Origin of the sequence: Methylobacter sp. S3L5C, assembly GCF_022788635.1 — a bacterium.
Taxonomy (GTDB): domain Bacteria; phylum Pseudomonadota; class Gammaproteobacteria; order Methylococcales; family Methylomonadaceae; genus Methylobacter_C.
Window position 1 is genome coordinate 2,133,883 of record NZ_CP076024.1, and the last position, 14,251, is coordinate 2,148,133.

The following is a 14,251-nucleotide window of genomic DNA, read 5'->3' on the forward strand; positions in this document are numbered from 1 at the left end:
ACATTCCCCTGTATTTATTTGATAACCGGTTGACCAGGAAGCTGGTTTAAAAATATTTTATCTTTCATGTAAGGAAACGGTCAGACCGTCAGCTCGTTGTCTGCTATGTCTTCTTCTGTCGGCTTTCTTACTGCGTTATTTTTAGCTCTGATATAGCGCCATGGTCTGGCCAGGATGGTTAAAACCAGTGTCTCAACGCCAAAATAAACGGGATTAGCCATGGCGGCACCGGGTAAACCGTAAGTTTTTACCATCAGTGGAATGCTGATGGCCGCCGTAACTGCACCACAGATGCGCCCCAGTAACAACAAGCGTGTCCGTTTATTAGCCAGCAGCGGCTGCGATACCACAGTACCCAAAGCATGTAGCGCACAGCCAACGGCTATGGCCGGCATCAGATCTACTGCCGCATGATAGGATTTTGCCAATACCCAGGAGGCTATCAAATCGCTGGTAGCCAGCAATAACAACACGCCGGTAACCCCTAAAATAAAAACACAGGCGATCCATATCCATAAGATTTTAAAGGCTTCCTTGCTCTGGTTTAACGAATACAATTGAAAATAAACCGGTTGAAAGATACGTAACAAAACCATGGCACTGCGATTAAACGCTTCGTTGATGATCAGGTAAGTCGCTGCATATAAACCCACCTCGGCAGCCGTCATCAAATAACCAATGATGTAGCGATCACCCAAGCCGTTGATCCAAAATATCAATTCCATCGGGATTAACGGTAAAGCGTATGTCCATACATCGGTTTTAAACGAACGGGCGATAACCGGACGCTTTTTTTTTGGTAATTTCTTGTCCTGTACAAACGACCAGGCCATATTTGAGAGCATGCTTGCCAGGATGTAACCCAGTAAAACCCACTCTGTTTTTTGGTCGCCCCACCAGACCAGCGATACCGCAAACAAGGGACGCAAGATGCTGTCAGTGGTTTGCCACAAGCTTGCGCCACGTTGTTTACGCTCGCCGATCAGTAACTGGATACCGAGTTCGCGGCGAACGGTTACTACAAGAAGAATACCTGCCAGCATCAACAGCCAAAAATCGCTGTGTGTGAAATAGCTGTATGCTCCACCACCCACTATTAGCAGCATTATTGCTACGGCTGTTGAGCGGGTAGTCAGACGGGTCACCACAGCGTATAAATCTGCTCGCTCCCATTTATCCATACACTCCGGCAATAAACGCATGCCGGCACAGATAAAAGGATAGGAAAACAGGGTAACGCCCAGCGCAACAAAACCATTCAATAAAGCAACTTGTCCGTAAACTTCAGGTGTTACCAGTTCGGTAAGAAAACGGGTTCCTGCCAATAAAGCGCAGGCGGACAGTAATTGTCCAAACAGCGCCCAGAAGGCGTCGCCGAATAGTTGTTTTTCTTTTAACAGTCCGAACATGATTTTTCCTTTTGATGGCTTGTTATCAGGAGGGACGCTGGTAATACGATTTTGATACTGTCGGGTTTGTCATCAATGGTGCCAAAGCAGGCTGATAGCCTGTACCCAAGACGGTCCCCCACAAAAACATCAATATCGCGTTTTGCGGGAAATACTCCCACATATTAAACGTCAGTCCGGCAACAAAGATAAACATCATTACCACGCCTTTTTTGGGATGGGCTGACATTTTTGTTGTTGTCCATAAAAAGAAAATATACGCCAGCAGACCAATCAGGCCATAACCGTTCAGCAAGAATAAATACAGGCTGTCAGAGTCAAATTGGCCTTTAAAATGTTCGGCACCATAAAGAACATTGATGGTATTTGAGCTTAAACCCAGTCCCCAGCCGAATAGGACATCGGCAGGATCATTTATTTGCTCGGCAAATATCCGTTGCCATAAACCTATACGACCATCTTCGGTTGGGTTGGCATCATCGCGGCCACTGATCAAGGGACTGGATGCCAATACCAACGCTCCTATGGCAAATATGGGTGCCGGTATAATCAATGCCCAGCGATCTCTTGCCCGGAGCAACGCAAAAATCTGGAAAAAAACCACCAGTAGTGAGCTGATAAAGGCGGTTCGCGAGCCACTTAGTAACGCTAAAAATACGCTGATAGCGACCCACTTTCCCATTGCCGGAACCATTGAGAACAGTAGCGCACAAGTTGCCATACTGGCTCCAAACAGGTTGGGGCTGACAAAAGTACCGAATGGTCGTCCACCGCCCAGAAATGATACTCCGAACAAATGTGGTGACCACAAGGCCTGGGCTATTGCCAATAGGGCTTCAAAGGCGATGTAATAACGGAGGTAACAGGCAAATTTATAGATAACATGGTCGCCGCCGCCCAAGCGACTGGCGACGAAGCCAACCAATGCTACAGGCAGGTATTCAAAAACACGCAGACCGGCTAATGGCACTACCCAGGGCAAGTCCAAATATAGTGCATAGCCGGTTTCAAACAGCACATAAGTTGCCACTACAGCCAAAAATGCAAATATTTGGCTGGTTAACAGACCGCCCCGTAAGCGTGTTTCAAAAAATGCGTAGGCAACAAGCACCATCAACATAACTTCGCGAAGAATACGCAAACCAAAATCCTGTTCGCCATAAACTTCCTTCACGCCTGTCCAGGCTGACTCTACCTGAGGCAAAGAAGCCAGTATCGACATACTGACGAGGGCAAACAGCAGGATGGGCAAATCTCTTTCAAAGCGTATAGTCATCTTATGCCCGGCCTTTATGATCTGGTTTTTTCGTCACTTTCACAGCAGGCAGATAGCGATGCTTTCGGCGTTTTCCAGACCAGTCTGCCATCGCTTGATATCCGGCCATTCAGGTTGACTGGCTTGGCTGTGCCATCCTGGCTGATGAGTGCTACCAGCATGGCTTCCCGAAGTATGGACAAGCCAAAATCCTGTTCACTATAAACCGCTTTCACACCCGTCCAGGTAGCTTCGGCTATCGGTAAGGAAGCCAGTGTCGAGGTACTGGTCAGGGCGAACAGCAGCATGGATAAGTTCTTTTTGATTTGTATTTTCATGTTACACCTCTACCTCATCATCAAGCTCTACTGTCACTTTTTCGGCAGCCAAATAGCGACTATCCTGATTTTTTCCAAACCAACCTTTTACGGTCTTATACCCTGAATTGCTCTTGGCTTCGATGTTGGTTTGGTTATAGGCATAGCCATAATAAGATGACTCTTCTTTCATATCGTTGATAATAAAACCATTCGGATTGACCCCGACCTGTTTAAAGCGTCTGAAGCTGACCTCCAGTTCCTGAGCCGTGTAGCGACCTTCCTTAACTACTAAAAAGGTAGCGTCAGCGTGTTGGCCCATAATAGCGGCGTCGGTTGCACCCAAAATAGGGGGTGAATCGATTACGATATGATTATAAAAACTCTTCAGCTGCTCAAGGGTCTCTTCCAGATTACCGATAACCAGTAATTCTGCAGGATTTAGTACCATACTGCCACGTGGTATAAAGTCCACACCTATATCGGGCAAACTGATGATGACTTCACCGAGCGTGGCCCTTCCAGCTAAAAGATCGGAAAGTCCCGGTTGTTTGTCAACGGAAAATGCTTCATGCAACCGGCCATTACGCATGTCAGCGTCAATAATTATCACGCGTTTCTTGATACTCGCCAGTAGTGCTGCCAAGTTGGTACTAACAAAAGATTTACCCATACTCGGTGCAGGACTACTAACCATAATGACTTTGCTGGCATTACTGTCCATAGTCGCTTCCAGAGTGGTACGCAAACCGCGCAGCGACTCCACGGAAATATCCAGTGGGTCTTGACTGGCCAAAATACCCGGTTCGTGATCTTTACCCTGATCAATCAAACGCGCCAGTTTACGTTGTTTCTTGCTATGCGGAATAGCGGCAAAAAGTGGTAAACCTACTTGATATTCCAGCATGGCAGGATAATTATCGTGACGTTGCAGGGAGTTTTTCAGAAATACTTGCGCCGATCCTGCACTCAAGCCCAGTAAGCCGGCAAGGGTTAGCAGCATGCCGGGGTTTGGCCAGTATGGTTTTTCAGGTGTTACCGCCAAATCAATAATTCGTGAGTTACCGAGTGAACCGGCAGCGGCAATACGTTGTTCCTGGGCACTATTGAGCATTGAAGTATAAAGTTCGGTATTGACCTTTACATCACGCGACAGGCTGACCACGCTTTGTTGAGTGCGGGGTAAATCCTTGATACGTTTTTCTAAAGCGCTGAGTTTGCTGTCAATACGTTTAATTTGTGCGTTGGTCGATATCATGTCTGGATGGGCAGATTCCAAGCGTTGATTCTGTTCGTCATATTTTTGTTTGAGTTGAATGCCCAGTGTTTCCATTTCTGAGGCTTGTTTGAGTAATATTTCAGCCTCGGCAGATATATCAACTGCGCCATGTTTTTGTCTGAAGATGCTGAGGCTTTGCTCCGACTTTTCCAGGCGATCCTTAATAACAGGCAATTGACTTTCAAGAAAGCTTAACTTTTGTGAAGCTTCCGCAGATTCCCAATTAACAGTCGCGCTGACATAAATAGTGGCAATGTCATTGACTGATTTAGCCAGTTGCGTTGGATTATTGCCTTTAAGTTCGACGTTGAGAATATCTGTGTCTTTGGAAACTTCCTTGACCGAAAAAGCTTTTTGCAAAGTTTCTATGGCAGCCAACGAGGTTTTCCGGGTTAATTCAAAATGGGTTCCGCTATGGGCAGCGAGCTCAGCGATATTAATCATCAACGGTACTTCTTCACCCAGATCAGCAGTAAGGATTTCGCCTGTTTGTCCTTCAAGCAAGGTTTCATCTTTAGGGCCGAGTAAGCGAAAATGGCCTTTTTCTAGCGCGATAATGGTAAATTCTTTATTCAGATAACGATCCGGTAGGGTGAAGGACGTTATCTTTAGCTTTTCGCCGCCCCAGGCCCAGCGATCAAGCCCTAACCAGGGCGTGGCAACCCCGTCATGGCTATCATGATGGCGGGCCACCGTTTTTCCAATAACGGGGAAGTAATAAGCTGAATATTCCACCATCAGGTTCAGATCATCGACCACCTTACCAAGTACTGACCTGGATCGGAGGATTTCCACTTCACGTTGCGCTCTCGGATTATCGGTTTCGTCCGAGGCACCATTAGGCTCACTACGAAGCGGTGCAGCGAGCAACGCCTTGTTTTTATCGATCCGTAACAGCGCATCAGCTTTATAAGTGCGTGGGGCAAGAATCAAATAGATTGATGTGATCAGTAAAACCGATACCAACGTTAACAAAATGGTTTTTTTGCCTTCGATGAGCAAATCTACATAATCGCGGATACTGACGCCATGCTCTTCGATCCTGTGCGGATTTACTGGCTGGAACTGTGTAGTAGCTTCATTTTGTGAATACATAGTTTTCATATCTCAATTGTTTGAAAAACCAATAGCCTTAAAAGGCTTTTACATGCCTTGGGTTGCTGCAAGTGACATCATTGATGTGAATGATCCCGGCAGTATTTGGTTTAGAACACGTGACCATTGGGTAACGCCTGCGGTGCCTACGAATACGGTATCATGCGCTTGCAAGGCAAACTGGTCGCCCAAGATCATTGCATCAGGAGAGCCGGCATTTAAATGGAAAATCTCGGGATTCATATCGCCTGGTCGAATCACATAAATTTCTTCCGGTCTGGAGGTGTTTAAGTCAAAACCATAAGCTTCTCCCAGAGCCTGTGCCAGTGACATTTTACCTTTGTTTATCTGCAGGGCTTGTTGTCTACCGACTTCACCCAGCATTAATACTTTATTGTCTCTATGGTCAGGGATATACAGTACATCGCCATCCTTGAGCAGCAAATTTTGAGTAGAGTTACCCTTTGCATAGAGTGCCAGTACATCAATCTTGTAGGATTTGCCATCGCGTGCCAGAGCAACGTTGCTCATGTCGGCATCTCCGGTTACCCCGCCAGCATGGCTGATCGCTTCGGAAATAGTTAACGGTGTTTCATTCATGGACTGAACACCGGGTACTTTAACTTCACCAACGATAGCGGCCCTATGGCTTTGAAATGACAGCACACGGATATCAAGTTTGACTTTCTTAAAGTATTTGGACAGTTCGCTGGTCAGTTCAGTCCTGGCCTCGGTAATGGTTTTTCCACCGACATGAATACTGCCCACATAGGGGTAATACAGGTCGCCATTGTCATCGACCACTTTACCGGCCAGTTCTGGAGTTATCCTTTCACCACCGGGATCATTCAGTTCCGGATGCTCCCAAACCGTAACCTGCAAGCGATCTTGTGGCCCGATTTTATAGCTCACTTTACTGATATCCACTGGCGGAAGGTTATTATCCGTTTTCAGTCGGGCATTTTCCCGCTCAATGATCAGGTCCGCCGTAATTGGCACGATTGGGGTTTTACCCTTGGTCATTCTGCCATTTTTCATCATCGGCACTTCCAGCTCCGACAAGTTATTTTCTGCTTTCATATTCATGCCCGGTGTTAATGAGCAAGCGGGTAACAGTAAAATCAGTGATAGGAGACTCAACTTAAACATAACGATGTTTCCTTAATAAGCGTTTTTATTGATAAAACCTGTTAGTACGGTGCGTAGGGCAATTTCCAAATCGAACCACACTGACCAATGCTGGATGTAATATAAATCGTGTTCTATGCGTTGGTTTAAGTCGGTATCGCCGCGCCAACCGTTGACTTGAGCCCAGCCGGTGATGCCAGCCTTGACCATATGCTTTTTCATGTAATTGGGCACCTGGTCTTTAAATACTTCGACAAAATCCGGGCGTTCCGGTCTGGGTCCAACCAGAGACATATCGCCTTTAAGCACATTGATTAGCTGCGGAAGTTCATCAAGGCTGGTTTTACGCAAGAAACTGCCAAATCTGGTGGCTCGGTTTTCACCCGACTTGGCCCAAACCGCACCGGTTTTGGCTTCTGTGCCAACAGGCATTGAACGAAACTTCAACATGGTAAAGGGAAGATTGTTCCAGCCAATCCGTTCTTGTCGATAAAACACCGGACCGTTTGAACTCAGCTTGACGCCGATAGCGATAAAGGATAGTAACGGACTAATCAGTATCAGGATGATCAGCGCAAACAATCTATCGACGAATGCCTTGATATAACCATTAAAGCCTTGTAGTGGAGAAACCAAAAAATCCAGGGTTGGAATCCCCGCCACAGTATTCAGACTCAGAAATTTACTTTGCTTGAAAGCAAAGCAATCAATAACTAAGCGAATACTGACCGGTAAATGTCGCAGTTGATATTGGGCGCGATCTATCAGCGATTCACCGGTAAAGGCAATCCAGACTTCATCAATGCCTTCGGTGGTGACAATGTCGGCGAGGTCTTCCAGTTTTCCAAGTTGTGGCAGCGAAAAGTCACCGGCCAGATTTCTGTTAACGGCGCGGTCATCGACATAACCGATAACTTCCAGACCTGCCCAAGATGAATGATTTAATTGTTTACTAACAGCAATGGCCATCTGATTTAAGCCGACCAGAATGATACGGCCCTGAGACCAGCCACGAGTTCGTAGCCAACGCAATAAATGCGAAAACAGGGTGCGTGCGGTGAGCATGAATAACAAGCCCGTACCACACCAGGTGATGATCCAGCGATAACTGGAACCGAACCAAAAATGTAAACGTATCAAAGTAACGATGGCAATAACCGAGACGATGGCAAATACCCACGCCCTCACGATACGGGCGGTTTCGCTGCGCATGGTGTCATTTCGCCAGGGACGGTAAACCTGGCCTATTTCGAAAAAGATAATGGTCGCTAAAATACCCAGAGCGATAACAATGCGATAATCTTTATTGATGGCGACTTCGTGTAGCCAAAAATAATTGGCAACCCAAGCGGCAGCCAATAACATGGCGATATCGATAAGTCTCAGCAAGATGATCACTGTGTGTCCATATTGCTTGAAGAGCCCGTTGAAAATGTTGCCTAATCCAAGTGCCATAATCGCTAAACCCCTATGCGGTCTGTGTTCAATGATGAACAGTGCAAGCCGTTCATCCCAAAGTCATCACGTCCGGCAACAGGTGCTGGTCGCTATGATTGGTTCAAAGAATACAGGGGCAACATGAGAGCAAACCGCTGGGTTTGATTAAGATTGGATGAAGACAGGGATTATTTCAAGAATATTCACGCGGAGCAGGATTTCTCCGCGTGAATTTAAACGGTGAACTTTAATACCGGGTCAAGCGCTCATAGTTGGAGCGCGAAAGCACATAAACCGGGCTGTTGGTGGTTGGGATGCTGGCGATACCTGAGTTATTAACCGCCAACTCTTGAAGGTGGCCAACCACATCTACCAGTACCCACGTTTTGCCGGGATCGAGTTTAAGTGGCCAGTCGGCAGTTGCCTCATCAGTCCGCCAAAGCATCAAGGTTTCGCCAAAGTAAGCGGTCTGTATATTGGCATCTTTGGCGTCAACGGCTCGGTAAGGCAGGCCGTCGATCAAGGCGCTGGCTGTATACATGGCAGCCTCACCAGGCTTGTGGCCCATCGAGTAATCCCAAATTCGGCCATAAGCCAGGTCATATTCATGACCTATGCAGAAAGCCAAACCCAGATAATCGCTGCGACTGTTGACCCAGGCGATTATTTTAGCGACTTGCTCGGCTTGCCAGCGGCGGCCGGTCAAACCATGCATGGCTTTGGCACCGGTCTCGCCCAGCCAGAACGGTAATTTATTGGTTTTGCCGAGGCTTGCGTAAGTCATTAATACGCCCCGTTCATCTTCGCTTTCGCCATTGCCAATGGGGCCACCGAAGCGTGGCGCTTTTTGGGGGTAGGCATGAACGTCCCAAGCATCCTGGTATTGATCCAGTCCCAGTTGCAATACCTGCTTAAACCACTGTCCCGCGCCTTCTTTATCCCCCGGTCGCACCAGGCTACCACCAACATAATGGGCATCGCTACGTACTTTGTGCGCTTGTTCATATTCCCATTTGGCACGTTGTACCCAGTGCTCAGGCTCACGCAGTTTTTGCCATTGCGCTTCAGCGCGAATGTCGATTTCGTTGGTCGATTTAAAAAAACGGGTAAATGCCGAGGCGGTCTTGATAAAATCCTGGCCATCGGCAGGGGTATCATTCAGCCAGTTGCTATCACCTGAGGAGTCTGCGAACAAGACCAGATCAAGTTGTTTAGCACGTTCCCATTGCGTCTGGTATTGCGGATCAAATCCCGGATAGCTGCCGAAGCTCTTGTAAATGCCCATCCGTTGTAGCCAGTCAAAGTAACCACCGTCGTGATTAAAGCTTTTATCGCCGTCGGCCAAGGCATAATAATCGTTATTCCACAGTTTTTTCTTGTCCAGGCGCTGTTTTTGCTCGGCGGTGCCCAGTACGATTGAAAAGCCGTCGGCTGGATAGTTCATAATCAACTGACCGGCGGGCGAATACAAAGAGGCATAAACGGCGTAGTAGCCGGGCTTGCTAATCTTGTCGAAGTTTACGTCAACTTCACCGGGGAACAGTCCACTTATTTCCTGAGTCGCAACCTCTTTACCACTATAGTCAACCAAGCGCAGGCGCAGTTTTGCCTGAAAGCTTGGCAACGGTACCGGCAAGCTGGTTTCCTCCAAAACAGGATGCCAGCGCATATCTACTTTTAGTTTGAGTGCTTCATCCGGATACGGAAGATTGGCCGGTGCGTCTACAAAGATAAGCGGACGTAACCGAGAGGCGATTTTGTTAAGGGCAAGGTCGGCCTCGGGATCGGTCAGTTGAGTTTTTATTGAATCCAGTGCTTGGCCTGCCGGATCGGTGAAGGAGCCGGCAAAGTAAAAGCGTTGGTCTTTATCATGCTGCATCACCAGCTTGACAAGCAGGCTGTGCCAACCTTGCGTGAGATTTAAGTCGGCAAGACGGGGTGCTTCGGCTTTATCTGATAGCGCAGTTGCTATCAAACCTTCTGTCGTCAGGCCGTGTAGCAGAGTTTTAAATTGCTCCACTGAAGACGACAATTCAGGCGATGGTTTTGGATCTTCAGCCAGTTTGACCGGCTGGCCATCCAGCCAAACGGCCGTTTTGATGCCGGATTGTTGTAAATGCAGGAGCGCCTGAGTGACCTGATCGACATGCAGGTAAAGTTGTGCGTAGCCACTGCCACGCGACCAGCCATAGGAATGTCGGGTATTAGCCTCAATGTCTGTAATTCCATTGGCTTGGGTCGTTGCCATACGCCAGGTTTGCATTTCACCGCCCATCATTTGTAAACCAAGATAGGGTTGGTCAAGATTGGGGCGTAATGTGGTTTCGGTATCCAGCCCAAAAATGGACATACCGGATAAGCCGTCCTGCAAACCACCCACCAGCCAGGCTTCCGGCACACCGTCTTTAAGTGGTATCGGTATGTCTGTAGCCATCGCTGTCGGTGCAGGCATCTTGCCGGATTTGGCCGGATCGGCAAGAAAATTAAGCACCTCCTGGTCGCTTTTTGGCTCTGCCAACACACCAATAATGCAGTGAAGGTTGTCCATTATTACGGCGGCCGGCAATGTCGGCAGATTTAAGTTATGGGCGAGAGTATCGGCTTCCGGTCCAATTAAATAAGAGACTGACAAATTTTCATAGCTGGGCCGTGCTGCATCCAAGCCCAGTCCGCGAAACAGGATGTCATTTTTGCCGGTTTTACCATCAAGCACCAGAAGCTGGCGATTGGCCGCTGGTAGTATCTTGGTCAGTGCCAGAAAGCGATTTCTTGATCGGGCTTGGGTAGCGCTCATCCAGTTGTCCAGCGGTGTTTCCAGTTTCATCAGGAAAGCATCGAAAACTTTAGTACCGTCGGCCTTACCGGTATTATTGATTTCCAGCCAGTGATCCCCCGGCAATATAGTGACGGTAGCGGTGGCTTGCAGCCATTGATATTCCCAAGGTGTTGAATTTGTTATCGCGTAACTACCACGTGTCGCCAGCCCATCTGGTTTTGCTCCGGCTTTAATTGTAAAGGTTTGGTTAACCTGGGAAACTTCACCACCACTTTTGTAGCGGGCAAAAAATTGGTATTGTCCGGGAATAATTTCCGGGTTAAGTTCAAAACGAAAACTTGCGTCCCAGCTTCCAAAACCTTGGTGAAAAACCTGAACTTCGTCTTTTTCAGTTAATAGTGAATCGGTACCTGGGCCGGCAGTCGCTGTGCCTGGTTGAACCTGTAAAGAAGGCTCTTTTTCTGCTGTGCCAAATGCGGGAGCAGTACCTAACTCCAGCAGCACCAGTGGCTTGTCTGCAGTACCGCTGGTCGGTAAAGAGGACAATGGTGGAGCCAGTATAAAGGCTTCGAAGATTTTGGCATCATGGCCGGCGCCGCTATTGCGTACCTCGATAATGGTATCATCGGCTTTAAGGTTTACCGGAGCTTCAGCGGTTATCCAGGCATAATCCCAACCCTTGGGCTTCATGGCCAATGTGGCACGCAGTTCAAGTTTGGCTTGATCAGGCCCTGCCCATATTTCGAAAGATTGCACACAGACATTCGGATCGCCACCCTGTTTCCAACGCGCCAAAAAGTTATAGGGTTTGGCCGGAAGGCCGGGATTGACCTTGAAACGAAAGTTAACTTTCCAGCTACCAAAATCGGGATGCAACGAGCTGATTTCATCGATGCCGGTTTGAATTGATGTATCGCCTTCGTGAGCGTAGACTTCGCCGGCAAATACTTGCGTGGTTTTATCATTAATGCCGATTGACGGCGGCTTACTGCCTAGTTCAAGCAGTAGAAGCGGTCTTTCGAGCGTACCTTTTACGGGTAATTTAACAAATTTATTGGCGTTTGCAATGGTTAGTCCGGCCAGTACAACCAGTATTATTTGTACGGTGAAACGCAATAGGGTTAATGGCTTCATGGCTTATAAAAGTTTGGCTAAGTGGCAAATTGATGCAATCACAAGATGATGGATGATGCAATACTTGTGTGTATAATAACGGTTTTCCAGTCGTGTAAGCCAACAAATGTGGCAGCGGTGCGTTTGGATTATTCGATGCCGGAAACAGATTTCCATGAAGCAAATCCCCTGGAAGGGCGGTTGTAGAAGGGATTAACTTTGACGATCACACACGGAAATCAATGAAAGAACGCCTTACTAATTTTGTTCTGGACATTTTCAGAAAACGGGATTTGTCGAAACTTTGGGGAGATGGTTTATTTCTCTTTGTAGCCGCATGAAACTCAACACTATTTTTTCGTTAAAAGCCCTTATTGTCATGGGTTTTGTGATTGCCGTTATTCCACTTTTTCTGGCAGTCATGTACGCCGCTTTTGGTATGAGGGAAACGTCGGCATTAGGCAGAACCATCAATTTTCAGGTTTTTGAGCAAACCAAGTCGATCCGTTTGGTTTTGCAAAAGACGGCTGATATCGAACGAAAAGCCAGATTATTCGTGCTACTGTCTGACCCTTTGGTTCGTCAGCCTTATGAGCAACAATCTTACGAAAGCACCAGGGCATCGTTTAAACAAGCCTTGGGTGAGTTACTAAAACTCCATGTCGATAATAAAATTGCCTTGTTGGTTAACGAGTTATCGGAAAAAGAAAATCTGATTTATCAACAAATTATTGGTTCGGCCAGCGAAAATAATCTTAAACTGCCGGTCGATGAAGCATTCCAGGGTCTGCGTGAGTCGTCTTATAACCTTTCGCGAGAATTTGAAAGTTACGTTGATCATGAATTTAATGAATTACGCCAGCAATCAGAGTCTCTGGAGCAAGGATTATTCATCAAAGGCGGAGTTCTATTCGTCATTTCGTTTATATTTATTACGATATTGCTGTTTGTCATTTCTCGATCAATGCGCCAACTGGATACGGGTATTCGCCGTCTTGGTTCGGGTGAACTTAATGAGGCAATTATCATATCAGGCCCTTCGGATCTAAGCTATCTGGGTAATCGCTTGGAATGGCTACGAACGCATTTGATAGAACTGGAAATTTCCAAGCAACAATTTATGCATAATGTGGCTCGAGAAATCAATCTGCCGTTGGCGAGTATCCGCGAAAGTGCAGGATACCTTGTTAACGCTACAGGGGATGAGTCGGGCAATACCCGGCAGGATATCGCATTGCAGCTATGTAACAATGTTGACAAACTAAAAACAGTATCCGATGAGTTGGTTAGGTATAGTCAAATTCACTTAAATCTTGAAATGAATAGCAAGGCAACCATAAATATGGAGTATTTGCTTGATTCAGTCATCAAGGATTTTCAGTCCGAATTACAGGCTAAATCAATTGGTTTGAAAAAATTGGTTAGACCTGTCGAGATTGCCGGCGTTGAAGAGCAGTTACGAAGTGTTATCGATAAATTGCTGTCCAATGCCATTAAATATTCCCCATTGGGTGGAGAAATACGCATCATGCTTCGCGATTCCGGCATGCAAATGGAATTGGAAATTGAAGATGAAGGACCAGGTATTGATCCCAATGAGCGTTTGCATGTGTTTGAACCATTTTTTCGCGGTAAGTCTGCCGGAAATGATGATGTTGACGAGCCGGGATTGGGATTGGCTATTGTCAGGGAATATGTCACTAATCACCAAGGTAAAATTGATATTATTGACTCAAGGCAAGACCAACAAGGCGCCCGTATCCGCATTCAAATACCACTCACAGGAGAGGCCTGACAAACAGGGAACCACTATTGCTACACTGTCATTACACTCTTTTTCTAAACATAAGGCGATATCCAGGCATGACTATAATTTTTGGAATAAATCGCATCAGCTTGGTGCTAAGCCTTTTGCTGCTAACAGGATGCGCCCAGTTTAATTCTAATTGGGCCGGAAATTCAGGTCGATATGCTGATCCCTATGCACAATCGGACTTTGACGGCTTGTTTGTCTTTGACTCCAACATGGCGCAAATGCCGCTTTCGTCACGCGGCGAGGTGTGTGACATATTACTCAAGCGCCAGCAAGACTATCCTGCCGTCGGGATTCAGTTACGCCTGATGATAGGACGTTTGTTTTCTGATGCTTGTGGCAATATTCCCGACATTCTGGATGGCGTTAGTGCTATTCCGTCTGGAAGTCTTACCGATGCTCGCGTGCAGAAGCTTATTGCCGTTCATACGGAAGCCTTAAGGCGTTTGCAGGTTGTGTCGAGAAAATCCTTGCCGCTGGAATGTAAACAAAAAACAAGTAGACCGGTATCGGGATCGAAAGATGAAAAAGGCGCAAAAAATAATGAAAACCGTCTGTTACGAGAAAAGCTGGAAGCCATCAGATCCATGGAAAAACACCTGGATGAAAATGGCGACGTAAAATAGCCC

General features: G+C 46.9%; 9 protein-coding genes. 2 read left to right on the top strand and 7 right to left on the bottom strand.

The features are described from left to right. Positions 1 to 80: 80 nt before the first annotated feature. From KKZ03_RS09605 to KKZ03_RS09635, 7 genes are all read right to left on the bottom strand, one after another. Positions 81 to 1,409 carry a lipopolysaccharide biosynthesis protein gene (locus KKZ03_RS09605; RefSeq protein ID WP_243221268.1) on the bottom strand — a complete coding sequence of 443 codons (1,329 nt, stop codon included), beginning with the start codon at positions 1,407 to 1,409 and terminating at the stop codon, positions 81 to 83. Positions 1,410 to 1,434: 25 nt separating this feature from the next. Then, on the bottom strand, positions 1,435 to 2,685 hold the full coding sequence (locus KKZ03_RS09610; protein ID WP_243221269.1) for an O-antigen ligase: 1,251 nt from the start codon (positions 2,683 to 2,685) through the stop codon (positions 1,435 to 1,437). Between the two features lie 14 nt (positions 2,686 to 2,699). After that, entirely contained in the window at positions 2,700 to 3,002 is a 303-nt protein-coding gene (locus KKZ03_RS09615) for a hypothetical protein (protein ID WP_243221270.1), read from the bottom strand. Position 3,003: 1 nt separating this feature from the next. After that, positions 3,004 to 5,364 carry a polysaccharide biosynthesis tyrosine autokinase gene (locus KKZ03_RS09620; RefSeq protein ID WP_243221271.1) on the bottom strand — a complete coding sequence of 787 codons (2,361 nt, stop codon included), beginning with the start codon at positions 5,362 to 5,364 and terminating at the stop codon, positions 3,004 to 3,006. A 39-nt stretch (positions 5,365 to 5,403) separates the two neighbouring features. Continuing rightward, positions 5,404 to 6,504, bottom strand: coding sequence for a polysaccharide biosynthesis/export family protein (locus tag KKZ03_RS09625; RefSeq protein WP_243221272.1), 1,101 nt, complete (start codon positions 6,502 to 6,504; stop codon positions 5,404 to 5,406). Between the two features lie 12 nt (positions 6,505 to 6,516). Beyond that, positions 6,517 to 7,938, bottom strand: a complete 1,422-nt coding sequence (locus KKZ03_RS09630; protein ID WP_243221273.1) for an undecaprenyl-phosphate glucose phosphotransferase — start codon at positions 7,936 to 7,938, stop codon at positions 6,517 to 6,519. Positions 7,939 to 8,167: 229 nt separating this feature from the next. Continuing rightward, positions 8,168 to 11,830 carry a hypothetical protein gene (locus KKZ03_RS09635; RefSeq protein WP_243221274.1) on the bottom strand — a complete coding sequence of 1,221 codons (3,663 nt, stop codon included), beginning with the start codon at positions 11,828 to 11,830 and terminating at the stop codon, positions 8,168 to 8,170. Positions 11,831 to 12,146: 316 nt separating this feature from the next. Between KKZ03_RS09635 and KKZ03_RS09640 the strand changes: the two genes are divergently transcribed. Both KKZ03_RS09640 and KKZ03_RS09645 read left to right on the top strand, forming a co-directional pair. After that, a complete protein-coding gene (locus tag KKZ03_RS09640; RefSeq protein WP_243221275.1) occupies positions 12,147 to 13,604 on the top strand; it encodes a sensor histidine kinase KdpD in 1,458 nt (485 codons plus the stop codon). 68 nt (positions 13,605 to 13,672) lie between these two features. Beyond that, positions 13,673 to 14,248, top strand: a complete 576-nt coding sequence (locus KKZ03_RS09645; RefSeq protein WP_243221276.1) for a hypothetical protein — start codon at positions 13,673 to 13,675, stop codon at positions 14,246 to 14,248. Positions 14,249 to 14,251: the final 3 nt, after the last annotated feature.